Genomic DNA, 22,484 nt, shown 5'->3' on the forward strand with positions numbered 1-22,484 from the left:
GCGTTTGACCTCCTGGATGCTGCTATTCTTCGCATCGTGAACCGGAGCTTTCACGTTCCCAAGGAAAGCGCGGGCCAGCGCCTCGACCAGTTCCTGGTCGCGCAGCTCGCCGAGGTAAGCCGCGCGCGCGTGCAGGAGTTGATCGCGCAGGAGAAGGTGCAGGTGAATGGCGCGGCGGCCAAAGCCGCGCGCAAGCTGCGCTCGGGCGACGCTGTCGAGATCACCGGCCACGCCGAGCGGGCTCCACTCAAGGCCGTGGCCGAAGATATTCCGCTCGCCGTGGTTTACGAAGATGCGCAGCTCGCGGTGATCGACAAGCCCGCGGGAATGATGGTGCATGCGGGCGCGGCAAGAATGGATGACGCGCGCAACCGCGGCACGCTGGTCAACGCTCTGCTGCATCGCTTTGGCAAGCTTTCGTCTTTCGCAAAGACGGGCGGACACGCATTACGTCCGGGCATCGTCCATCGCCTCGACAAAGAGACCAGCGGGCTGATCGTGGTGGCGAAAGATGACGTGACCCACCGCAAGCTGCAAGAGCAGTTCGCCGCGCGCAGCGTGAAGAAGAAATACATTGCGCTGGTGCACGGCTGGCCGAAGCGGGCGACGGGGACGATCGACAGCCCCATCATGCGCGACCGCAAGCGGCGCGTGCGCATGACCACGCGGACGAGCGTTGGGCGCACACCACGGACACCGGGCCGCACCGCCCTCTCGCACTACCACGTGTTGCGGCGCATCGATTCGGTTTTTGGCAAGCTGGCGCTCGTCGAAGTGCGCATCGCCACCGGACGCACCCACCAGATCCGCGTCCACATGGCCTCGCTCGGGCATCCGGTCGCGGGTGATGCGCTCTATGGTGCGCCAGCGAAGCTGAAAAACACCAAGCTGGGCGTGATCGCGCTCACGCGGAATTTTCTGCACGCTGCCGAGCTCGAATTCACCCACCCAACCACGGGCCGCACCCTGCACTTCCTCGCGCCGCTGCCGCCGGAACTGCGGGAATTCATGAAAAGACTGGGAGAGCCAGAGCTGCCCGATGGCATCTAATCTGCAAGCACTCACGATATAATGACGTTTCCCATGCGACTCATCCGGAGTGTGCTTCTGCTCGCCGCCGTGGCATCGCTGCCGGCGCCATTCCTTCGAGCACCGCTCCTGCAAGCACAAGAGTTACCCACCGCGCCTTCTTCCACCGCGAATCCTCCGCCCGCGCCGGCTTCGCCGCCCGCCGCGGCGCGCCCGCAACCGTCAGCATCCACGCCCGCGGCCACAACGCCGCAACCCGCCGCTGCCGCTCCCCCCGCTGCCAAGGTAAAGGATGAGGAGTTGCCCGACACCGGCACCATCATCAAGAAGCGCGTGGACGAAGTGAACGTCATCTTCACTGTCACCGACAAGGGCGGCAAGTTCATCAAGGGACTGAAGCAGGCTGATTTCACCGTGCTCGACGACCACAAGCCGCCGCAATCCATGGTGGCGTTCCGCAGCGAGACCAACCTGCCACTGCGCGTCGGGCTGCTGGTGGACGCTTCCAATTCCATCCGCGACCGTTTCAAGTTCGAGCAGGAAGCGGCGACCGAGTTCCTGAACCAGACCGTGCGGCCGAAGGTGGATAAGGCTTTCGTCGTGGGCTTCGACGCCACCCCCGAGGTCACCGCGGATTTCACCGATTCCGCCGAGAAGCTCGCCAAGGGAGTCGCGATCCTGCGTCCCGGCGGCGGCACCGCGCTCTGGGATGCGGTCTACTACGCCTGCCGCGACAAACTGCTCAAGCATCAGGATGACTTCGCTGTCCGCCGCGCCATCATCGTGCTCTCCGACGGTGACGACAACCAGAGCCGCGTCACCCGCCAGGAAGCCACCGAGATGGCGCAACGCGCCGAGGTCATCGTCTACGCCATCAGCACCAACATCAGCGGCGTGGTCTCGCGCGGCGATAAATATATGCAAGAGATGGCAGAAGCGACCGGCGGCCGCGTGTTCTTTCCCATGAAGCTCGACGATATCGCCGAGAAATTCGTGCAGATCCAGGAAGAATTGCGCAGCCAGTACGCCGTCGCGTACAAGCCTACCGACTTCCTCGCCGACGGACGCTACCGCGCTATCGACATCGTCGCCTCGAATAAGAAGTACAAAGTGCGCGCCCGCAAGGGTTACTACGCGCCGCGGCAGTAACGCGCAGTCTTCAGTCTGCAGCGAGCAAGACAAAACCGCGGCATCGAGCCGCGGCGGCTTTTTGTTTCGTTTCGTGGTTCTTAGCTGACGACTGAAGTCTGGCGACTGCCTTACTGCGCGAGGGCGTAGTATCCGCGCCGCGCCTGCACCTTGTGTCCCTCTTTGGTGCGGATCTCTACGCGGCGGAAGCTGCCGTCGCGCTTGTTGTTGGTGGGGTTATAGCCGATGGAGTACTGGCTGCGCAGCTCGCTCTGGATCTGATCGAAGGCCGCCTTCAGCTTGTCGAACTTGTTGCCGACCTCGATCAATCGTCCGCCGGTCTGTTCGGCGAGATCTTTCATGGTGCCGGCGCCGTTGCCGAGCTGAGCGAAGTCGCGGTCGGCGATGAGCAGCACATAGCAGATGGCATCGGCGCGCTGCGCCGCCTCGATCGCCGTCTTCACCGTCTCCTGGCTGCCCTGGTCCACGCCGTCGGTCAGGATGATCATCGCCTTGCGGCCGGCTTCGCGGCCCAGCTTGTTGTCGGCAGCGAGCCACACCGCGTCGTAGAGCAAGGTGCCGCGCGGGCGTGAAGTCGGGATCGGCCCGCCGCCCAGCCCCGGAGGCCCATAGCTGCCGCCGCCAGTATTGATCCGCGTGCGATAGAGCGCGTCGCGCAGCTCGCGGCGTGAGTTGGTGAAGTCCTGCAACAGGTCCACGTTCACGTCGAAGCTGATGACAAACGCGAGGTCCTTGGGTCCGAGGACGTCGGCGAGGAACTGGCTGCCGACCTCCTGCTCCATGCCAAGCACACGCTGCTGGCTTCCGCTGGAATCAATGAGCAGGCCAAGGGTGAGCGGCTGATTGCTCTCGGTGGAGAAGTACTTGACGGTCTGCCTCTGGCCGTCTTCATAGAGTTCGAAGTTGTCCTTGGGCAGGCCGGGGACGAGCGCGCCGCGCTTGTCTTTCACGTTGAAGAACACGTTGACCACGTCCACCGAGACCTTGAAGGTCTGTATGTCGTCCCGGTCTCTCTGGCGTTCACCCTTCTTGTCGTCCGGCGGTTCGGTGTTGGTCACGGGCGCTTGCGCGAATGCGGCAGCCGAGAAAAGAAGAAGCGTCAGCACGAGGCTCGCGCATCGAATGGTGCAGCGGACGGCTTTTGGCCAGGTGGCGGTTGGGTACACTTTTGTTATCGCCTGTTTATTATTGTATTTTAGATGCAGCAACTCAGCTTGCCGGACTTTGAAAAGCGGCCCACGGCAGGGGAGTGCGGCGACCCTGGGAAGAAAAGACGGGACAACTTAATGATGACGATGTGGAAGAGATGGGTAGCGGTGGCCGCGGTGGCGCTAGGACTAGTGTCGCTGCTGTGGCCGGCAGACGGGCAGAGCGGCTCGCAAGACGTGCCCGACGCGCCTTCAGCGACCAAGTCGCAGACCAACCCCTTCCCCGCCGACGCACCCAAGGGACCTCCGGCCGCGAAGCCTGAGCCCGCCCCGGTCCAAAGCACCGACCAGCCCGGTAACACCCGCATTCCAGCGAACGTGAAGAACGTACCGCAGGGCGGCGCCACGCCGGATCAGGCACCAGACACCGGCGTGATGAGCAGCCGTGAAGACGTCATTCGCGTGAGCGTGAACCAGGTCTACGTCCCGGTCACCATCCGCGATAACGACGGGCGTCTGGTGGAGGGCCTCACGGTACGGGATTTTGCCGTCTACGAAGACGGCATCCGCCAGCCCATCAATTTCTTCACCAGCGATCCGTTCCCGCTTTCCGTCGCCGTGGTGGTCGATCTTGGCATGCCCGACGTCACCATGAAGCGGGTGAACGAGAGCCTGCCCAACATCGTGGGCGCGTTCAGCCAGTTCGACGAGGTCTCGCTCTACACCTTCGGCAACTCGGTCTCGAAGGTGCTCGATTTCTCCGCCGTGAACGACAAGCTCTCCGCCGCCATCAAGCGCAGCCGGCGTCCGGGACGTTCTGGCGGCGGCGTCCCCATGGGCGGCGGTCCCATGAACGCTGGGCCCTCGGTCAACGGACATCCCATCGATCCGGGCACGCCGCACCAGCAGCAAGCGCGCAACGAGTCGCGCGTGCTCAATGACGCCATCCTGATGGCGGCGCAAGACCTGGCCAAGCGCCGGCGCGACTATCGCAAGATCGTTTTCGTCATCAGCGACGGCCGCGAAGATGGCAGCCGCGCCAGCTACCAGGACGTGATGAAGGTCCTGCTCTCCAATGATGTTTCCGTCTATGCCGTGGCCGTAGGCGACGCCGCCATCCCCGGCTACGACACGCTCGGGCGCGTCCATGTTCCCGGCACCGGCTACCAGAACCTGTTGCCCAAGTACTCGTCCGCCACCGGCGGCCAGATCTACACCGAGTTCACCCGCGAGGCGATCGAAGACTCCTACGCGCGCATCACCGAGACCGCTCGCAACCAGTACACGCTGGGATACAAGACCAAGTCGGCCGTAGCCGCCAACTATCGCTCCATCGAGATCCGCGTGCACAAAGGCGGGCTGCGCGTCTTCGCGCGCGATGGTTATTACCCGCTGCCTCCGCCACGCCAACAGGCGCAGTGATCGTGCCCATCGGCCCGGTACCAAAGTCACCTAGGGGCGCACTGGTCGCTGTGGTATAAGAATCGATGCAGCTCTAGGTCCGCAACTTCAGTCACATCGCACTGCATCCCCCTTCGTCCCGCATCGCCCACGCCCGAGCGCGCCGGGATGAAGTCAGAGGCTAGGCTTGAGTTTCATCAATTTCGCGGCCCGCGAGATCAACTGCAAGATCGTCTATTACGGCGCCGGTCTCGGCGGCAAGACGACGAACCTGCAGATTGTCTTCGATAAGACCGGTGACAAGCAGAAGGGCAAGATGATCTCGCTTGCCACCGAGACCGACCGTACTTTGTTCTTCGATTTTCTTCCTCTCGACCTCGGCACCGTCCGCGGCTTCAAGACCCGCTTCCATCTCTACACCGTCCCCGGCCAGGTCTTCTACGACGCCAGCCGCAAGCTCATCCTGCGTGGCGTGGATGGCGTGGTCTTCGTTGCTGACTCGCAGGAAGAGCGCATGGACGCCAACATGGAGGCGCTCGATAACCTGCTGGACAACCTCAAAGAACATGGCTACGACCTGGCCAAGATCCCCTACGTCCTGCAGCTCAACAAGCGCGACCTGCCCAACGCGCTTCCGGTCGACAAGCTCAAGCAGGAGTTGCTTAAAAAAGGCGAGCCGGTCTTCGAGGCCGTCGCGTATCAGGGCACCGGCGTCTTCGAGACGTTGAAGGAAGTCGCCCGCCAGGTATTGGTCGAACTCAAGAAGGGCTAGCCCGCCCGAATTGTGGGTGCCCCATACAAGCCTGACAATATGCTTGCGCGCCGCTACAAGGAGGGCTAGCATTTCCGCACGCATCACGGAGGTGCTGAATGTCTAGGCCCTTCCCGATTCTTCTCTTTGTCCTCGCAGCGCTCGTCCTTCTTGCAACGCCAAAAGCCGCAGCGGAGTGCTACGGCCAAGTCAACGTAGTTCTACACAATTGCTGTGGTACAGGCTATTACGCGTACATCACCATTTGCCAAGGTACCGGTGGAGCAGACTGTCAGCTAGGCCCGACTAAGAAATGCGGGGGCCTATCAAATTGCTGGTACTTCAGTGCGGAGTCCTGCGGTGGAAATGGCCCGCTGGGGAAGCTCCCCGCTCGGAGGGAGATCAACGCCTCAGGCGCAAAGCTGCATCGCGTTTTTGCCCACTGTGCCACACCAGATGGAAACCAAAAGCTAGAACCTAAGTCACTCACCCTTTCGTCCTCCGGAGCAGGACGGTGAATGAAACTTCGTAACAGCCTGTTCTGCGTACTACTTCTCGCTGTAAGCGCTCCGGGTAGTGATGAGACTCCTACCCGGACGCTGCTGCCAGGATCAAGCCGAACTCTAACAGTGCCTCGCTTTGGGACATGGGGACATGCGAAGTGTTCAGCCGATGGCAGCGTCTTTGTCCACGGTGATACCGGCAGTATCAATGACAGTGTCGTTCTTAAGATTTCGGCGGACGGTAGTGCATACACGATCTATGATCTGCCGGACGAGAAGAGCAAGGCGACAGCCTTTAGTGCATTCGACGTCACCGGCGAAGGCGACGTTTGGATGCTCGATGAAACGAAAGAGGGCGAACTAGCTGCATTCCATTTCAACTCCGCAGGTAAGCTGAGCAGCGAAACGCGCCTCGCAGTACCGAACCATTTGCGCGCACGAATTTTCTCCGTCTTTCCTTCGGGAGCAATGCTCGTTGGGGGCTATTTTGGTAAGCTCGCTGAAAAGAGCGGCCTCGCCGGTAAGGGTTATGTTGCCTTGTTCGAGCGATCGGGAAGATTACGAAAGGTTCTAAACGCGCCTGACCTCGACTTCGACCCTAAGAAGATAACGACCACGCCATTCCAAGGCGCGTCGGCCATCGGGGAAGATGGGAACCTGTACTTGCTGACTGGAAGCCAAGTGGTCGTGATGTCTGAGACTGGCGAAAAGCTCCGCACTCTCAAGTACGAGAAGGTTTCGGAGGCTATCGCTAGCAACATTGTGGCATCTCAAGACCTCCTCGCTTTGTGGCTGCTGTCGCAAGACAAAGAAGGATCCGTCGATGGTCGCTTCCTTGTGATTAACTACCAGACTGGCGAACCTCTCGCGACGTATACTTCGGGGCCGGAACTCGGCAACATGCCGCTCTGCTTCTCGCGCCAAGATGGGTTTACATTCCTTAAGGTTGAGAGCGGAGTCGCGAAGTTCATAAGCGCGCCGTTGCGGTGAAGCCTCTCCTCTGGTCGAGACGCTGAAGGAAGTCGCCCGCCAGGTCCTGGTCGAACTCAAGAAGGGTTAAGCGTCCGCTTCCCTTTTATCCAACAAAAACCACAGCGGACACAAGGGACGCAGAGGTTTTTCTAAAGAAGTCCTCTGCGTCCTCTGCGGTTGTGGTTTCGCTTGCAGCCGGGCGACTAGAATCCGCCGGAATCGTCGGCGCTCGGTCCGTAGATGCTCGGCACCTTCGAGCCCATGGGACGCAGGTACACCGAGAGCTGTCCGCGGTGATGGATGCTGTGGCTGTTCATGAACGCCAGATACATGACCGCGGGGAACTTGAACATCCCCAGAAAATCGATCGGGGTGGTGAGCTGCTCCGGCGTCATGCTGCGCACCTTGGCGATGGCTTCCTTCATGTTGTGCTGGTACCACTCTGCCAGCTCGGCGGAGGTGTTGGGCTTCTGCGCATCGAAGCGCGGGTCGGGAAAGTTGAACTTCCCTTCCACCGTCTGCACCAGGAAGATCACGTCTTCCGAGGCGAGGTGCCAGGCCAGGTCCCACGCGCTTCTCGATGTCGGATCCGGTTTCCAATCGCGCTTCGCGTCAGGGATGGCCGCGATCACTTTCATGGTCTTCGGGATCTCTTGCTCGATCCCCATCAACGTGAACTCGCGCACTCCGGCGGCGAATTCAGGTGAGGTTTTTGTTTCTGCTGCTGTAGTAGACATCGGTTTCCTCCTTCAGATTCGGACGGATTGCTGTCGACTGCCGGTTAGGGCGGGTCTTACGAGCGCAGTGCAAAGGGAAAGGGCGCGAGGATTCTCGCGCCCTTCCGAACGATTGTCCAGCCTCTTTAGACCCCTACCGGCTGCTTCTTCTCGACCGGCACCTGGGTGAGCCAATTGTGGCGGTCGGGCGCGGTGCCGCGCACGATGCCGTAGAACTCTTTCTGTAGCGCCTTGGTGATGGGACCAGCCGCGCCGTTGGCGACGATGATCTTGTCGACCGAGCGGATGGGAGTGATCTCCGCCGCGGTGCCGGTGAAGAAGACCTCGTCGGCCACGTAGAGCATCTCGCGCGGCACCACCTGCTCGGCGATGGGGATGTTCATCTCGTTAGCCAGGTGCAGCACCGAGTCGCGCGTGATGCCCGGCAACACCGAGTTGCCGAGTGGCGGCGTTACCAGCTTGCCGTGACGCACGATGAACAGGTTCTCGCCCGAACCTTCGCTCACGTATCCGTTCACGTCGAGCGCGATGCCCTCGGCGTATCCATTCAGGATGGCTTCCATCTTGATGAGCTGCGAGTTCATGTAGTTCGCGCCCGCCTTCGACATTGCCGGCATGGTGTTCGGCGCCAGACGCGTCCAGGAAGAGACGCACACGTCGACGCCCTCATCCGGGTTGCCGTGACCGAGGTATTTGCCCCACTCGTAGTTCGCGATGTAGACCTCGGTGGGTGAGTTGAACGGGTTCACGCCCGCTTCGCCGTACCCGCGCAGGATGAGCGGCCGGATGTAGCACGGCCACAGCTTGTTGGTCTTCACCACTTCCACGATGCCTTCGACCAGTTCGTCGGCGGTGAAGGGGCATTCGATGCGATAGATCTTGGCGGATTGCAGCAGGCGCTGCGCGTGCTCGTGGGCGCGGAAGACGGCCGGGCCGTTGGGCTGCGCGTAGCAGCGCACGCCTTCGAAAACGCTCGAGCCGTAGTTCACCACGTGCGACATCACGTGGATCTGCGCCTCGTCCCACGGGATCAGCTTGCCGTTGTGCCAGATCTTTTCGGTCTTCTTGATGGGCATTCACGCGCTCCTGCGAGGCGAATTGTCATTCTGTGCCAAAGCGGATATCCGAGGAGACGTCCCGATTATAACCGGAGTGCTCACGCGCACTATCCAGCTTTTTGACGGCATCGCGGCAGTCTTGGATGCAGCTTAATGAGGCTGGGCGGCGATGGCCCGCGCGGCGGAGGAAGACGTGGCCGAAGGCGTGGCGGAAGATGACGTTGCTCCACGCTCGGCAGCCGCCGCCGGGCTCTGCTCCGGCTTAAAGAACTTTTCCGGCGCTTGCCGCATCGCCGCCATGGCGGCGAACGGCTTGGAGTAATCGTTGCGCGCGTTCCAGAGAAGAAAACCGACCCCACCCTGCTTCTTCGCCGTCGCTACCTGCGTCTCGATGTATTCGGGTGAGTAAGTCTTCGTCCGCCACGCGAACGCCTGCAGCCACGGACGCAGCACCACGCCCGAGCCGGTGGTGATCTTCGCGAAGCGCGCCATCGATTCCGAGATGAAGTGTTCGGGCGCGTCGCCGGGAGCGGCGTAGCCATCCATGCCGAAGAAGTGCGAGGGATAGATCATGGGCGAAAGCACGTCGCAATGCTTGGCCATGCGCACGATGTCCTGCCCGGTGTGGCCGAGGTCCACCGGACGTTGCCACGCCATCACGCCGAAGACGTCGAGCGAGAAGAGCACGCCGCTCGGCAAGGCCTTCTGCGATTTGGCGAGAAAGTCTTCGATCACGTCGGCGCGCGTGCGCTTCTCGACTGTTTGGAAATCAAACTTTGCGTCGGCTTGGTCGCCCTCCGCCGGGAAGCGGACATAGTCATACTGCACCTCGTCCACGCCGCCGGCGGCGGCCGTTTTGGCGAGCGCGATGTTGTAATCCTGTACCTCGGCGTTCGACGGGTCCGTCCACACCAGCTTGCCATTCTCCCGCCACGCGCCGCCGGCGCGGCGCGATCGTACCGCCAGCTCGGGATGCCGCCGGATAAGCAGTTCATCACGAAAGACGGCGATGCGCGCGATCACGTGCAGCCCCAAGCGATGCGCCCAGCGCACGAACTTCGGCAGATTGCGGATGGGCAGGTGGTTCTCTGGCGCGAGCGCGTGCTCGAAGGGGATGTTCACCGAGCCATCACTATCCTTCACGTCGAAGACGATGGCGTTTCCGCCCACATCTTTCCAGCGCTGGATGATGCGCAGCCCCGTTTCGGAGCCCGCCATCGTCCCGGTGAGATAAACGGCGCGCACCTCGAAGTCGCGCGGCCGCGGGATGGAATGCTCCACCAGTGGCTGCGGCTCGATGTCTGGCACCATGACTTGCGTTCCGGCTCGGAGGAATCGCCCTTTGATCTTCGAATTGGCGATCTCCGGATTCGCGCGCCGGATCGCGGCTTCGAGTTCATGGACGCTCATGTACGGCGTCTGCGGCAGATACATGCGCGCGATGCTCGTGACCGCCTCGCCCCCGCGCGCGCTATGCAGCACCGATCCCGGCGGCAACACCGGCTCCGCGGTGGTGGCTGGAGCCTGTGTTTCTGCGGTCCGCGGAGAGGGGGCGGCGGCGGGTGGAGCCTCGCTCGCGTAAGCCGCCGGAACGAACTGCGCGCCTTCCGCGCCCGGGTCCGCGCCCGACGCCCGCGCACCGCTTCTTTCCACATGGGTCAGCGCCAGCAGCGCGGCGGCTGTGGTCACGAGCAGGAACAAGACGGGGAGGAAGCCGCGAACGCTACGGCGGGACATGATTCAGTTTCGATCCAGAGCTGGGGCCCGCAGCGATAGTAGCACGGACGAAAACAGGCCCTCCTCCTCCTTTAGACGCCTGCTGTGAGCGCGAAGATGCGCTTGCTCCCCGCACGCGGCGCCGGGAAGCGGGTGTGGAAAACATCTGCCTCATCGATGGTGCGGCTTCCAGCATCTAATCCAAAGCAGGAGGTAGTTGCCGCCGGTAACTGGTTCGCCAACATACCATTTCCGTGACGACGCCGTTACAACACGGTAAGTCTCTCCTCCATCTGACAGGGAGTATTCATGGCTCCGTTCGCGGGGCGGGCCCGAAAATCGAGGGGCCGCATATATGAGGACAGGTCTTAATACCGCACTCGATCCCACGCGCCGCTCGAACGACGCGCTGGAGTTCGACACATCATTACGTCGCAAGATCGTTGGGCAAGACGGCGCGCTCGACAAGGTAGCCGAGATCTACCAGATGTTCCTGGCGGGACTGAACGCCCCCGGACGCCCGGTGGGCAATCTTCTTTTCCTCGGGCCGACCGGCTCGGGCAAGACGCGCGTGGTGGAAGCCATGGCCGAGACTTTGTTCGGTGATGCGCGCGCCGTCATCAAGATCGACTGCGCCGAGTTCCAGCACTCGCATGAGATCGCGAAACTCATCGGCTCGCCGCCCGGATACCTTGGCCACCGCGAGACCCATCCACTACTCACCCAGGAAGCGCTGAACCAGTGGCACACCGAGAAGCTCAAGCTCTCGCTGCTGCTCTTCGACGAGATCGAGAAGGCTTCGGACTCGCTCTGGCAGCTGCTGCTCGGCATCCTCGATAAGGCCACGCTGACGCTCGGCGACAACCGCCGCGTCGACCTTTCGCAATGCATCATCGTGATGACTTCGAACCTGGGCGCGGGCGAGATGAACGAGCTCATCCACGGCGCCATGGGCTTCGCGCGTCCGCAGGCGCAGCTCGACACCAAGATCGACGAAAAGATCAATCGCACCGCCGTCGAAGCGGCCCGGCGCAAGTTCTCGCCGGAGTTCATGAACCGCATCGACAAGGTGCTGGTCTTCAAGATGCTGCAGCCCGAGCACCTCGAGCAGATCCTTGAGATCGAGCTTGGCATGGTGCAGCAGCGCATCCTGCAAGCGACCGGCAACAACCAGTTCGTCTTCTCCTGCACGCCGCGGGTGAAGCGCTTCCTGCTCGAGGAAGGCACCGACCCGAAGTACGGCGCGCGCCACCTCAAGCGCTCCATCGAGAAGAACGTCGTCTTCCCGCTCGCCAACCTGGTCGCCACCGGACAGGTGAAGCTTGGCGACTTCGTCCGCATCGACATGGACGCGGCCGGCAAGCTGATTTTTGTGAAGGAAGCGGAAGGCGCGCTCGTCCCGGTGCTGCTCGAGAAGTATGGCCAGGAAGCCGCCAGCGCCGCGGCCGGCGCCAAGGGGGGCCGCTCGACCTCCGCCCGCGAGCGCGGGACGGCCGGCTCGGGCGACAAGTAAGGATTCGACTCCCCCAGGTAAGTAGGTCCAAAGGGCGCTTTCGGGCGCCCTTTGCCGTTCTTCAGGTAGACGGCCGGCAGCTCCCCTGCATCTAAGGAAACAGTCCCTCGGTATAGCGTTTATGATTCTGGCCCGTTTCGCGGGCTGTGCCTATCTGCTTTCAGGAGGAACCATGAGACCCGGTTCATTCACCAGCCGCGGCGTCACTTCGCGCGTCGTCACATCGCGCGTCGTCACATCGAAGATCGTTGCGCTCACGCTTGCCCTGGCCATCGCCGCGCCGCAATTGCTCGAAGCGCGCTACAAGCCGAGCACCGGCATGAACGCCTTCTCGCGCGACCAAGAGGTGCAGGCGGGCCAGCAGGCGGCGGCCGAGGTGGCAAGGAAACTGCCGCTGTTGCCGGATAGCGACCCTATCGCGCGCTACGTCTCACGCCTCGGCCAGACGCTGGCCTCGCACGCGCCCGGAGACCAGTGGCCGTACAGCTTCCACGTGGTGAACCAGAAAGACATCAATGCCTTCGCGCTGCCCGGCGGGCCGGTGTACATAAACCTGGGCACCATCCAGGCGGCGGACAACGAAGCCCAGCTCGCCGGCGTGATAGCGCACGAGATCTCACACATCGTCCAGCGCCACGCCACGCGCGCGGCGACCAAGCAGATGCAGGCACAGATCCCGCTCGCCATCCTGGGCGCGGTGCTCGGCGGCCGCGGCAGCATGGGAGGACAGCTGGCGCAGCTCGGCATCTCTTTCGGCCTGGGCTCGTACTTCCTGAAGAACTCGCGCACTGCCGAGCGTGAGGCCGACCTCGTCGGCGCCGACATCATGTACGACTCGGGCTACGACCCGCGCCAGCTCGCGGCCTTCTTCGAGACGCTGCAGTCGCAGAGCGGTTCGTCGCGCGGTCCGCAGTTCCTCAGCGACCATCCCGATCCGGGCAATCGCGCTGCCTCCATCGGCGACGAAGTCCGCACGCTGCCCGCGCGCAGCTTCCAACGCGATTCCACCGAGTTCCAGAACATGAAGCGGCTGGCCATGAACATGCGCCCGATGACGGCGCAGGAGATCGCGCAGCAGCAGCGCAGCGGCAACCCCAACGGCGGTTACGGCGGCTACGGCGGGCAGACCTCGCGCCCGGACGTGATGGCAAGCGGCAACTTCCGCAGCCTGCAACACCAGGCCTTCACCATCAGCTATCCCGACAACTGGCAGGTCTTCGGTGATGACAGCTCGTCGGTGACCATCGCGCCGCCTGCCGGGGTGGCCCAGAATGCCGTCGCTTACGGCGTGATCATCGATGGGTTCCAACCCGAATCCGAACGCGGCTCGCTCGATGACGCCATGCATCAGTTGCTGCAGCAGCTGCACCAGTCGAATCCCGACCTGCGTGCCGTCGGCAACGATGAGAGCATCCGCGTGAACGGCGTGACCGGCAGGTCCATCGACCTGGTCAGCACGTCGGCGATGCGCGATCGGCAAGGCCGCGCGCAGCGCGAGCGCGACTGGCTCGTCGCCTTTCCCTATTCGGACAACACCATCCTTTACCTGGTGTTCATCGCTCCGGAGCAGGACTTCGAGACCCTGCGGGCGCAGGCTTTCGAACCCATGCTGCGCTCGCTCCGCCTGCAGCAGCAGTAGCACTCTGGTGCGGCCGAAGGCGCGGCTCGGGCCGCGCCTTTTGCTTTGCTGGGCGGCCGCAAGGAGGAAATTTACCGAAAAGTAACGGTTAATCCGGTCTCCCCTCCCCCTTGCCTGTGACCGATTCGGATTCCGGGTAATCTTTTCAGCAGCTTAGGGAAAAGAGGTCCCGGTCCTGATCCCGGTTCGATCCCGGTTCAGGTCTCGGTTGGATCTCGGCCGGTCCCGGCGAGACTCGGTGCGAAAGAGCCGCCATGGCGGAGGGCGAAATATGGCGAGGTGATTAACAGCGTTCACATCGGCGAAGATGAGAAGGAGCGTGACAGTCCGGCGTGGGACGGACGAGACGAGGGTAGCGCAGCGATAGGCGAAAGTAAAGCGAAATAGCTTACTAGACTCGCGATTCTTCTACCCACACAAGCGGACGCTTGTGTGGGAGCAGGTCCTATCGTGCCGCAGCTCGCGCTCTCCTCTGCCATTCTGCAGGCAGGGTAACGTTGATGGCGACGCTCAGTCTTGTTCTGGTTCTGGAACAGACCCTTCCTCCCACCCTTTGCTGCGCGATGAACCCGCTCCGCAAAGGATGGGGCACCCGAGAGTTTGGGTGGGCCACCCGGCCATACGACCACATTTACGCGGGCCACCCGCCGGACGCACAAGCAAGACCGCAGCGCTCAGTTTGTTTTCTCTCCCCGGTTAACTGGCCAAGCCTCTAGACGCGTGACACTACCAATCGCACCGCCCCATATGTCCGACGCCTCCAGGCCATCTGCGTACACCTTACCTTCTAATACCACATATTTCAGGCTTAATCCTTTGACCTCTTTCAGTTGCGATTCGGATAAACGGAGTGCGAACGAGTTCTTTGTTAACCCACGACGATAATCTTCCTCGTGAAGATAAAGAGCATTGCCTTCAAACTCGATGCACATGAATCCAACCGTCCGAACGATTCTGCGGTTATATTTTTGGGGGGCGGCAAGTAAAGCAATCATGCTTGCGTCCGTGACCTTCGCCGAGTTCCCGGAAGATCTGCGTGTTTGTCCCTGAGGAGCAGCCTCGTACCCAGAGGTTAGAAGCACTAGGACAAGAAGAGCTGTTCGTTCGAATCTTCGAAGGTGACGCACTATTTGGCCTCCTAAGTTGTGAGTAGGGCGGCCCGAGTCAAATCGGGACCAAGAATTCCCCTACGGAATATGGCCCATTGGGTCTCCAATCACACCGCAGCAATATTCATTGGGCTTGAATTCCGTTTTGCCTGGCGTGAACTTATACAGATTCCTTGAATACGTGTCCGCTACATAGACAGTCCTGTGAAAGTAGTTGGCGTGTGTCTCGTCTCCCGCCGAAAACCCCTCTCCTTCCGCGTGAAAATTGTGCGGGTGGGTATGATAGTCGGCGACTTCCTTGAACCCCTTTGGAACTGATACTCTGTCAGGATAGAAGTGTTCCCGGTCCTTAAACGTGACCGCAATCGTGTAGGTGTATCGGCCGTCTTTAGTTTTCAATATCCAGGGCGGGTGGCCCACCCAAGCACGGTGTTCTTTATTTCTTTTCATCTGGCACATCAGTGGGTGCCCCACTCGAGCCGGTGTTGCTCGGGTGGGAGGCAAGGGTCTGCACCCGTCCGTGGATCCCGAAGTCAGCGTTCACCAGGACCGCTCCAGCTTCGCCGAAAGCATAGTGCCGATAGCTGCTCCAGCGCCAGTACTCCGGTTGCTCGACCAACCCGCGCTTCACCGGATTGCGGTGCATGTAGCGCCGCTTCTCGCGAATCTTTTTCGTGCTGAAGACATTGAAATCATAGAAGCGACGCTGCCAGAAGTGGTCCAAGCCTGCCTGGAACAGAGATGGCTGGTCGCGCCGCCGCTTGCCGCTGCCGAGCACGCGCCGCGAGACGCTCTGCTTGAGTGCCTGCAACGCTGCCGGAAGGTCGCGGCGGCGTGGCTCGTCGAGCAGCAGGTGGACGTGCTCGGGCATCACCACGTAGCCGACGACGATGAACCGATAGCTCCGCCGCGTGGACTCCAGGGCGCGGAGAAACAGGTCGCGTCGGCGTGCCGACCCGAGCAGCGGCATGCGCCGGTAACAACTGAAGGTGACGAAATGCAGCCCGCCGGTCTGGTTGTAGCGCTTGAGTCGGCTCGGCACGGAGCGAGACTACGCGCGTCTGCGGTGGGACGAAGGCCGGACGTGGATGTTGTTCTAGTTCTGGAACAAGACCTTGACCCTTGCCAGCGTGAGAGATCCTGCCTCCCACCCGAGCAACACCGGCTCGGGTGGGGCACCCACAGTTTCGGGTGGGCCACCCGCCTTCGTCCGACATCTGCGACCGTGCTTCAGGTCCAGGTCCGGGCGGCGCGGGAGGGCAAAGAACCTTAGGCGGAGAGGGTTTCCCAGATCCCCGCACCCGCGTCTGAGAGGCACAAAATGCGGCTTTTCAGGTGACACTCCGATTGCGAAAACCCCCACAAAGTGATACGTTTCAGCCCACTTGCAGCAGCTTTGAGCTTGCAGCTATCAGTTGTCAGCTATCCACGGATAAGCCATGCACATTGATGACCTGTTGAAGATCGCGATGGAGCGGAAGGCCTCCGACTTGCACTTGAAGGTCGGAAACTTCCCCCACGTACGCCTGGACGGCGATTTGCTCCCGCTCACCGACCAGCCCCGCATCTCCGCCGAAGACATGCTGAACATGGCGTTCAGCATGATGAGCAACCGGCAAAAACAGAAGTTCAAAGAGACGGCAGAGCTGGACATGGCCTACGGCGTCGCCGGCCTGGGACGATTCCGTGTGAACGTCTTCCAGCAACGCGGCAACGTGGGATTGGTGCTGCGCGTCATCCCCACCAAGATCAAGCCGCTGGAAGAGCTCTACATGCCGAAGATCATCGAGCAGATCTGCAATGAAGCTCGCGGCATGGTGCTGGTGACGGGCGTGACCGGCTCCGGCAAATCGACCACGCTGGCGGCCATGCTCGACCGCATCAACTCCACGCGGCCGGAGCACATCATCACCATCGAGGATCCGATCGAGTTCCTGCATCGCGACAAGAAGGGCTTCGTCAACCAGCGCGAGGTGGAAGTGGACACGCCCTCGTTCGGCTCGGCACTGCGCGCCAGCTTGCGTCAGGATCCCGACATCATCCTGGTCGGCGAAATGCGCGATCTCGAGACCATCGGGACGGCGCTGCACGCCGCGGAGACCGGCCACTTGGTGTTCTCGACCCTGCACACGTTGGACGCGGTCGAGACCATCAACCGCATCATCTCCGTCTTCCCGCCGCCGGAACAGAAGCAGGTGCGCATGCAGCTGGCGGCAACGCTGCGCGCCGTCATCTCGCAGCGCCTGGTGAAGCGCGCCGATGGACAGGGCCGCGTCCCCGCCATCGAGGTGCTCGTCTCCACCGCGTACATCCGCGAGTGCATCATCACGCCGGAAAAGACGCGTTCCATCAAGGAAGCGCTCGCCGCCGGCGTGTCGCAGTACGGCATGCAGACCTTCGATCAGTCGCTCTACGACCTCTACACCCAGAACCTGATCGATTACGATACCGCACTGGAGAACGCTTCCAACCCCGACGACTTCAAGCTGCGCGTCCAGGGTATCGGCTCGACCGCCGATTCCGCTCGCGAACAGATGCAGTCCGCCGGACATCAGGGATAGTTCGTCCATTGGTACAAAGACGCGCCTCGGCGCGTCTTTTGTTTTTGCGGAGGCAACAACAGGAGGAGAGGAGGTTTCTTACTTTTGATCTTGTGGTTTGAGCCCTGTCCCGCCTTTTAGCTCCTCCTTCCGTGTTCATTCCTTTGTTTTCTTCCCGTTCTTCCTCCTCTCCTCCCCTCCTCCTGTTGTTATTCGCTCTTGCCACGAGGATTAGAATGCCGGCATGACCTTCCGCCGCTCGCGCAAGACTTATGACGAGGCCGCGCTCTACGAGTACGCCATTGGCGCGCTTGGACGCCGCGCGCGCAGCGTGGCGGAGCTCAAGCGGCTGATGCGCCAGCGTGTAGGCACGCAGGAAAACGGCGCGCAGATGATCGAGCGCGTGGTCGAGCGGCTCAAGGAACTGAAGTACCTGAACGACTCCACCTTCGCCGCGACTTATTCCAACTATCGCAAAGACAATGAGAAGCTCGGACGCTTCCGCGTGGTCAGCGAGCTCAAGCAAAAGGGCGTTCACGGCGACGTCATCACGCAGTCGGTGAACGACGCGTATGAAGGGTCCGACGAAGAGACGCTGGCGCGCGCCTTCCTCAAGCGCAAGCGGCTGAAGAAGCCGGCGGACCAGAAGCAGGTCGCGCGCGTCTTTCGTGCGTTGGTTCGCGCGGGCTTTGGTTCGCGCACCGCTGTCCGCATCCTGAAGAACTGGGATGTGGATGAGGAAGTGCTCACCGCGCTCGAGTCCGAACCGGTCGAGATGCCCGGTGATCCCGAAAGCTAGAACGAAGTCTTTTACCAAGCCACGCTTACGGCGGTTCCCAGAAGTGCGTCGCGCTCCAGCTGGTCGAGCATGAAGGCCGCCACATCGGCGCGGGAGATGCGCACGGTCAAGAGAAAGCTGCCGACGCCGGAGCCAACGCGGTAACGGCCGCGCTTCGCCCCATTGGTCAGCATTCCAGGCCGGACGATGACCCAATCCGCTCGGCTGGCCGCGATCCTGCGTTCCTGCCGCGTCTTGTCCGAAAAATAAAACGGCAGGATCACGGGGATGATGAACAGCGTGTAGTAGAGGCCCATCCGGCCGGCGCTGCTTCCGATGCCGAGAGTGGTCTCGCAAACGAAACGGCGGACGCCGTGAGCCGTCATGGCGTCAAGCAGGTTCGCGGTGCCTTGCGAAAGGATGCGAGTGGGATAAAAAAATCGCTTATGGCCGAGCGCGGACACCACCGCCTCCTGCCCGCGCATTGCTGCCCCGACCGACTCAGGGTCGAGCACGTCGCCGCGCATCACGGCCAGGCGGGGATGGTCCGCTGCCAGCTTCGACGGGTCGCGCACCAGCGCGGTGACGTGATATCCGCGCTCCAATGCCTGTGCCACGAGCTGCCGTCCCGTGCCGCCGGTCGCTCCCACAATCAATACCCGCGAGATGCGTTGCGCCGTTCCTGCCGTCCCTGCCGGTGTCGCCGTTCCCGCCGACATCGCAGGCTTGGCGCGGTAGCCGCGTAGGCCCAGTGCAGCCGAGAGCGCGAGTGCGTATGCGATGAAGAGTAGCAACATCGATCGTCGATCCTTGATCCTTGATCCTTGGCGCGCACCGCACTTCAGGCGGTCGCGACGGGCGCTGCCTGCTTGCCGTTGAACTTGCGCTGGTAGTAGGCGATCCAGATGAAGATCACCGGGACGCCGATGAGGCTGGGCCACAGCCAGCGAATCGTCGGCGGCAGAAACTTAAGGTTCACCGCCGAGAAAGCCGAGACCGCGGCGATGTAACTGCCCAGCATCCCGCCCATGTGGCCATACCACCATGCGTTCTTGTCGGCTATGGGACGCGCGAACTGCAGTATGTCGAAGCCGCCGAACAGGATGGCCACCACGCCGAATGCGATCGAGACAGTGGGCGAGGGCATGGGAAATCCCGCGGGCCGTAGCACGCCGAGCGCGACCAATCCGATGCCGGAAGCGACCATGAGCGCCGCGCCTGCCCAGTCCAGCGGCTGCGCCGGGCCGTTCTTGCGCAGCAGGATGCGGTAACCCTTGAAGGCGAAGTAGAAGCTGAAGACCGCGACCAGCGCCAGGAAGACGATGGGGCGATAGATGGCCAAGATGATCGCCGTCGCGCTCACGATGGACATCAGGTAAAGGTAGTACTTGCCGAAGCGGCGATGTGTGGGCCCACCCTTCAGCGTGAGCAGTGCCACGGGCGCGCAGAAAAAGGCGGCAAAGCCGGCGGCGATGTGGATGACTAACAGCGCGCGGATAAAGTTCTCCATTTGATTCCTTCCCTACCCTGCCGCTCGCGGCGGCGCACTCGCCTGCAACTCAGCCAGGATCTCGAGCGCCTCTTCCGCCCAGCGCAGGTGCGCTTCCGCTTCCAGCTGTCCGTAGCGCAACGTGATCAACCAATAGGCGAGGTCAGGATGCTTCCCGTGCCGCTGGTGCAGTTCCTGCTCGACCTGCACGTACCCGGCAAGCTCGCGCCGCTTTGCGTCGCGAAAGCTCGTCACCTGCTCACTGGCGTCTGCGGGCGAGGCATGGCGTGCAAAGAACAGCTTGAACAACAGCTCGTTGCGCGGCGCGCGCGGCTGGGCCGGGTGGCGCAGCCAATCCGCCAGCGCGTCGCGCCCGCCGGCGGTGATGGCGTAGACGTGCCGCTCGCGTCCGCCGGCTTTCTCCGTGCGGCGCGTCACCAGCTTCTCCTTCGTCAGCCGTTTCAACGTGGGATAGATCTGGCCGTAGCTCTCCGTCCAGAAGTAGGCGATGCTCTCGCCGATGGTCGCGCGGATGTCGTAGCCAGACATCGGCCGCAGCGTCAACATACCGAGGACGGCGTAGTCGGTGCTGCTGCGGGGTTTGCTGTCCCCATCTTTGTGGTTCCGAAGCTTAGCTACTCTTCCCATGAGTCTTAGAGATATATCTCTTAGAGTCATAAGTCAAGCGGAAACTGCGATCCGAGGTCCAGCACCCGCGCGACACGCTCTTAACTCTTTTAGATATATCTGTTAGATTGTACGTAGCGATGATGTGGGCGTGTCGAGTATAAGTTGCTTTGATTATTAAGCTTAGCGGCCGGCTAGTTCCAGGAACTGCTCTGCTTCCATGGCCGCCATGCAGCCAGTTCCTGCGGCGGTGACGGCCTGGCGGTAGCGCCGGTCGACCACGTCGCCCGAAACAAAGACGCCCGAGACCTTGGTCAACACATAGTCCTTGGCAATGAGATAGCCGTCCTCGTCCATCTCGAGCTGGCCGTGGAACATCTTGGCGTTGGGGATGTGCCCGATGCCGAGGAACAGCGCGCTGGTGGGGAAATCCCACACCTTCCCGGTCTTGACGTTGCGCAGCTTGAGGCCGGTGACCTCCTGCTTGGCGGGGTCATGGACCTCTTCCACCACCGTGTCATGCAGGAACTCGATCTGCTTATGGGCGCGCGCTCGCTCCAGCATGATCTTCGACGCGCGAAACTCGCTGCGCCGGTGGATCACTGTGACCTTGGTGGCGAAGCGGGTAAGGAACAAGGCCTCTTCCATCGCCGAATCTCCGCCGCCGATCACGGTGATCTCCTTGCCGTTGAAGAAGAAGCCGTCACAGCTAGCGCACGACGACACGCCGTGGCCGATGAGCGCCTGCTCGCTGGGCAGTCCGAGCCAGCGCGCCGACGCGCCGGAGGCGATGATGAGCGTGAGCGCCTCCACCTTCTCTTTGCCGAAATCGAGCACGAAGGGACGGACCCCGAGGTCGGCCTTCACCAGGTGGCCGGTCCGCACCTCGGCGCCGAAGCGCCGCGCTTGCTTGCGCATGTGCTCGATCAGCTCGGGTCCATGGATGCCCTCGGGAAAGCCGGGGAAGTTCTCGACCATGGTGGTGAGCGAGAGCTGTCCGCCGGGCTCGTGCCCTTCATAGACCACGGGCTTCAAGTTAGCGCGCGCGGCGTAGATGGCGGCGGTCAGGCCCGAGCATCCGGACCCCAAGATCACGACATTGCGTACAGCGTTCTCCATTTGTAGATGGCTCTTAGCCTTTGGCTCTTGGTTTCATATGGATGCTTCGGGGCGACGAACGATGCGGCCTGATGAACGATGCAGTGTAAATGCCCGAAGCGCCTGCCGTCACGGTTTCTGTGGCTTGGACTTGGGAGCCGGAGCGGCATCCGGCGGCGACGCTGGCGCAGTACCCGCCGGCTTCTTTGGCTTGGCGGTGGACTTCGGTGCACCGCCGCCCAGCCGCGCAAACTCCGCCGGCACTCCGGTGCGCGCGCCCAGCAGATCGCGGTAGAGCGAGAGGGTGCGCGAGGCGCCGCGGAACAGCGACTGGTAGGCCTTCTGATCGGCTCCGGGACAATGCGTGAGCCCCACCGACGATTTGCCGAAGCGCTCGATCTTGATGCGCGCCGCGGGCGTATCGGCGGCCAGCACGGACGCGGGATCGGTGACGGTCACGGTGTCGCTGATCGCCACCTGCATCACCTCCTTGGGATCGCGGACGCGGAAGACGAGCACCTCGGCGATGCCAGCCTCATCGCGCGTCATCGAGTACTGCACGTTGGCCCAATACCCCTTCGCGAACTCGCGCCGCATGCGCACCCAGGTGGAGGGCGGCAGCGCGCCGGCTCCGGCCAGCTTGGCCGCCAGTTCGCCGCTGGTGACGCCCGTCCGTCCGCGCGCGACCTCAAAGTCGCTCGAGAAGCCAGGCTGCGCCGGGATGCGCGCGAGCGTATCGGTGAGCAGCTTCTTCTCATCGTCCTGCGGGGTGCAGACGTTGAGGTAGGTGACGTGGACCTCGGGCTGTTTTGTTTCGCCCGCCGGCGGCGGCTGCGGCTGGTCCTGGCTAAAGGTGTGGGGGGCGAAGGTCGCTATGGAGAGGACGAGGAGTGCAAGGATTTGGCGCATCGCCGCGATTCTACCGTAGCCGGTACAATCCCGGCATGGCGAATCTGGTGCTGGTCTACGGTATGCGTCTGCTGCCGGCGGACGAGATCGAACAGGTGGGCGACGCGCCCATCAAGCTGAAGAACGGCCGCGAGGCGCGCTGCACCATGCACGTGCTCGAGGGCGCGAAGGAAGACATCGAGAAGCAGTTGAAGACGAGCGTGGAAGCGTTCTTCGACCTGCACTATCCGAGCGATTGAGGGCGGCTCGCGCTCCTTCGCCGTTCCGGCTCGGTCGCGGTGGACTGTTCCCCGGGCCAGGAACCCAGCGCTGAAGCGC

The 22,484-nt window shown here is 62.2% G+C and carries 21 protein-coding genes; 10 read left to right on the top strand and 11 right to left on the bottom strand.

The annotated features are described in order from the left end of the window. Positions 1-36 precede the first annotated feature (36 nt). Positions 37-1,050 (top strand): RluA family pseudouridine synthase, encoded by a 1,014-nt coding sequence (locus tag M3P27_05230; protein ID MDP9267714.1) that lies wholly within the window; start codon positions 37-39, stop codon positions 1,048-1,050. A 33-nt stretch (positions 1,051-1,083) separates the two neighbouring features. Further along, entirely contained in the window at positions 1,084-2,178 is a 1,095-nt protein-coding gene (locus tag M3P27_05235; protein MDP9267715.1) for a VWA domain-containing protein, read from the top strand. A gap of 110 nt (positions 2,179-2,288) precedes the next feature. Here the strand turns inward: M3P27_05235 and M3P27_05240 are convergent, their stop codons facing one another. Then, positions 2,289-3,284: a VWA domain-containing protein gene (locus M3P27_05240; GenBank protein ID MDP9267716.1), complete on the bottom strand. Its 996-nt coding sequence runs from the start codon at positions 3,282-3,284 to the stop codon at positions 2,289-2,291. A 180-nt stretch (positions 3,285-3,464) separates the two neighbouring features. Here M3P27_05240 and M3P27_05245 point away from each other — a divergent pair, with 180 nt between their 5' ends. From M3P27_05245 to M3P27_05255, 3 genes are all read left to right on the top strand, one after another. Beyond that, positions 3,465-4,748 (top strand): VWA domain-containing protein, encoded by a 1,284-nt coding sequence (locus M3P27_05245; protein MDP9267717.1) that lies wholly within the window; start codon positions 3,465-3,467, stop codon positions 4,746-4,748. A 166-nt stretch (positions 4,749-4,914) separates the two neighbouring features. Beyond that, positions 4,915-5,499, top strand: a complete 585-nt coding sequence (locus tag M3P27_05250) for an ADP-ribosylation factor-like protein (protein ID MDP9267718.1) — start codon at positions 4,915-4,917, stop codon at positions 5,497-5,499. 497 nt (positions 5,500-5,996) lie between these two features. Further along, positions 5,997-6,971 carry a hypothetical protein gene (locus M3P27_05255; GenBank protein ID MDP9267719.1) on the top strand — a complete coding sequence of 325 codons (975 nt, stop codon included), beginning with the start codon at positions 5,997-5,999 and terminating at the stop codon, positions 6,969-6,971. Positions 6,972-7,156: 185 nt separating this feature from the next. Here the strand turns inward: M3P27_05255 and M3P27_05260 are convergent, their stop codons facing one another. The 3 genes from M3P27_05260 to M3P27_05270 form a co-directional block, all read right to left on the bottom strand. Then, on the bottom strand, positions 7,157-7,690 hold the full coding sequence (locus M3P27_05260; protein MDP9267720.1) for a DinB family protein: 534 nt from the start codon (positions 7,688-7,690) through the stop codon (positions 7,157-7,159). 125 nt (positions 7,691-7,815) lie between these two features. Continuing rightward, on the bottom strand, positions 7,816-8,766 hold the full coding sequence (locus M3P27_05265; GenBank protein ID MDP9267721.1) for a branched-chain amino acid transaminase: 951 nt from the start codon (positions 8,764-8,766) through the stop codon (positions 7,816-7,818). A gap of 132 nt (positions 8,767-8,898) precedes the next feature. After that, on the bottom strand, positions 8,899-10,485 hold the full coding sequence (locus tag M3P27_05270) for a putative glycoside hydrolase (protein ID MDP9267722.1): 1,587 nt from the start codon (positions 10,483-10,485) through the stop codon (positions 8,899-8,901). 334 nt (positions 10,486-10,819) lie between these two features. On the opposite strand from M3P27_05270, the gene M3P27_05275 reads away from it, so the two are divergent. Both M3P27_05275 and M3P27_05280 read left to right on the top strand, forming a co-directional pair. Then, on the top strand, positions 10,820-11,977 hold the full coding sequence (locus M3P27_05275) for an AAA family ATPase (GenBank protein ID MDP9267723.1): 1,158 nt from the start codon (positions 10,820-10,822) through the stop codon (positions 11,975-11,977). Between the two features lie 172 nt (positions 11,978-12,149). Beyond that, entirely contained in the window at positions 12,150-13,616 is a 1,467-nt protein-coding gene (locus tag M3P27_05280; protein MDP9267724.1) for a M48 family metallopeptidase, read from the top strand. Between the two features lie 674 nt (positions 13,617-14,290). Here M3P27_05280 and M3P27_05285 read toward each other — a convergent pair. Then, on the bottom strand, positions 14,291-14,611 hold the full coding sequence (locus M3P27_05285; protein MDP9267725.1) for a hypothetical protein: 321 nt from the start codon (positions 14,609-14,611) through the stop codon (positions 14,291-14,293). A 550-nt stretch (positions 14,612-15,161) separates the two neighbouring features. Then, complete coding sequence (locus tag M3P27_05290; protein ID MDP9267726.1) at positions 15,162-15,767, bottom strand: transposase; 606 nt, start codon at positions 15,765-15,767, stop codon at positions 15,162-15,164. 397 nt (positions 15,768-16,164) lie between these two features. On the opposite strand from M3P27_05290, the gene M3P27_05295 reads away from it, so the two are divergent. After that, complete coding sequence (locus tag M3P27_05295) at positions 16,165-17,286, top strand: type IV pilus twitching motility protein PilT (GenBank protein MDP9267727.1); 1,122 nt, start codon at positions 16,165-16,167, stop codon at positions 17,284-17,286. Between the two features lie 223 nt (positions 17,287-17,509). Then, entirely contained in the window at positions 17,510-18,064 is a 555-nt protein-coding gene (locus M3P27_05300; GenBank protein ID MDP9267728.1) for a recombination regulator RecX, read from the top strand. Between the two features lie 11 nt (positions 18,065-18,075). Here M3P27_05300 and M3P27_05305 read toward each other — a convergent pair whose 3' ends face one another. The 5 genes from M3P27_05305 to M3P27_05325 form a co-directional block, all read right to left on the bottom strand. Next, entirely contained in the window at positions 18,076-18,840 is a 765-nt protein-coding gene (locus M3P27_05305; protein ID MDP9267729.1) for an SDR family oxidoreductase, read from the bottom strand. A gap of 44 nt (positions 18,841-18,884) precedes the next feature. After that, positions 18,885-19,553, bottom strand: coding sequence for a hypothetical protein (locus tag M3P27_05310; GenBank protein ID MDP9267730.1), 669 nt, complete (start codon positions 19,551-19,553; stop codon positions 18,885-18,887). A 12-nt stretch (positions 19,554-19,565) separates the two neighbouring features. Next, positions 19,566-20,180, bottom strand: a complete 615-nt coding sequence (locus M3P27_05315; GenBank protein MDP9267731.1) for a PadR family transcriptional regulator — start codon at positions 20,178-20,180, stop codon at positions 19,566-19,568. A 162-nt stretch (positions 20,181-20,342) separates the two neighbouring features. Beyond that, positions 20,343-21,278 (bottom strand): thioredoxin-disulfide reductase, encoded by a 936-nt coding sequence (gene trxB, locus M3P27_05320; GenBank protein MDP9267732.1) that lies wholly within the window; start codon positions 21,276-21,278, stop codon positions 20,343-20,345. A 108-nt stretch (positions 21,279-21,386) separates the two neighbouring features. After that, the gene (locus M3P27_05325; protein ID MDP9267733.1) at positions 21,387-22,166 is read right to left on the bottom strand and encodes a hypothetical protein; all 780 of its coding nucleotides are present in this window, start codon (positions 22,164-22,166) and stop codon (positions 21,387-21,389) included. Between the two features lie 35 nt (positions 22,167-22,201). On the opposite strand from M3P27_05325, the gene M3P27_05330 reads away from it, so the two are divergent. Further along, positions 22,202-22,405: an allantoinase gene (locus M3P27_05330; protein ID MDP9267734.1), complete on the top strand. Its 204-nt coding sequence runs from the start codon at positions 22,202-22,204 to the stop codon at positions 22,403-22,405. Positions 22,406-22,484 lie beyond the last annotated feature (79 nt).

It is taken from the genome of Acidobacteriota bacterium, assembly GCA_030774055.1.
Lineage (GTDB): Bacteria > Acidobacteriota > Terriglobia > Terriglobales > Acidobacteriaceae > JACPNR01.

What these genes read in the sequence shown, in the direction of transcription:
- M3P27_05275 (MDP9267723.1), top strand. Translation starts at nt 10,820, where the DNA reads ATGAGGACAGGTCTTAATACCGCACTCGATCCCACGCGCCGCTCGAAC.
- trxB (MDP9267732.1), bottom strand. Translation starts at nt 21,278, where the DNA reads ATGGAGAACGCTGTACGCAATGTCGTGATCTTGGGGTCCGGATGCTCG.
- M3P27_05285 (MDP9267725.1), bottom strand. Translation starts at nt 14,611, where the DNA reads ATGATTGCTTTACTTGCCGCCCCCCAAAAATATAACCGCAGAATCGTT.
- M3P27_05235 (MDP9267715.1), top strand. Translation starts at nt 1,084, where the DNA reads ATGCGACTCATCCGGAGTGTGCTTCTGCTCGCCGCCGTGGCATCGCTG.
- M3P27_05295 (MDP9267727.1), top strand. Translation starts at nt 16,165, where the DNA reads ATGCACATTGATGACCTGTTGAAGATCGCGATGGAGCGGAAGGCCTCC.
- M3P27_05260 (MDP9267720.1), bottom strand. Translation starts at nt 7,690, where the DNA reads ATGTCTACTACAGCAGCAGAAACAAAAACCTCACCTGAATTCGCCGCC.
- M3P27_05330 (MDP9267734.1), top strand. Translation starts at nt 22,202, where the DNA reads ATGGCGAATCTGGTGCTGGTCTACGGTATGCGTCTGCTGCCGGCGGAC.
- M3P27_05300 (MDP9267728.1), top strand. Translation starts at nt 17,510, where the DNA reads ATGACCTTCCGCCGCTCGCGCAAGACTTATGACGAGGCCGCGCTCTAC.
- M3P27_05280 (MDP9267724.1), top strand. Translation starts at nt 12,150, where the DNA reads ATGAGACCCGGTTCATTCACCAGCCGCGGCGTCACTTCGCGCGTCGTC.
- M3P27_05325 (MDP9267733.1), bottom strand. Translation starts at nt 22,166, where the DNA reads ATGCGCCAAATCCTTGCACTCCTCGTCCTCTCCATAGCGACCTTCGCC.
- M3P27_05270 (MDP9267722.1), bottom strand. Translation starts at nt 10,485, where the DNA reads ATGTCCCGCCGTAGCGTTCGCGGCTTCCTCCCCGTCTTGTTCCTGCTC.
- M3P27_05245 (MDP9267717.1), top strand. Translation starts at nt 3,465, where the DNA reads ATGATGACGATGTGGAAGAGATGGGTAGCGGTGGCCGCGGTGGCGCTA.
- M3P27_05310 (MDP9267730.1), bottom strand. Translation starts at nt 19,553, where the DNA reads ATGGAGAACTTTATCCGCGCGCTGTTAGTCATCCACATCGCCGCCGGC.
- M3P27_05255 (MDP9267719.1), top strand. Translation starts at nt 5,997, where the DNA reads ATGAAACTTCGTAACAGCCTGTTCTGCGTACTACTTCTCGCTGTAAGC.
- M3P27_05305 (MDP9267729.1), bottom strand. Translation starts at nt 18,840, where the DNA reads ATGTTGCTACTCTTCATCGCATACGCACTCGCGCTCTCGGCTGCACTG.
- M3P27_05315 (MDP9267731.1), bottom strand. Translation starts at nt 20,180, where the DNA reads ATGGGAAGAGTAGCTAAGCTTCGGAACCACAAAGATGGGGACAGCAAA.
- M3P27_05265 (MDP9267721.1), bottom strand. Translation starts at nt 8,766, where the DNA reads ATGCCCATCAAGAAGACCGAAAAGATCTGGCACAACGGCAAGCTGATC.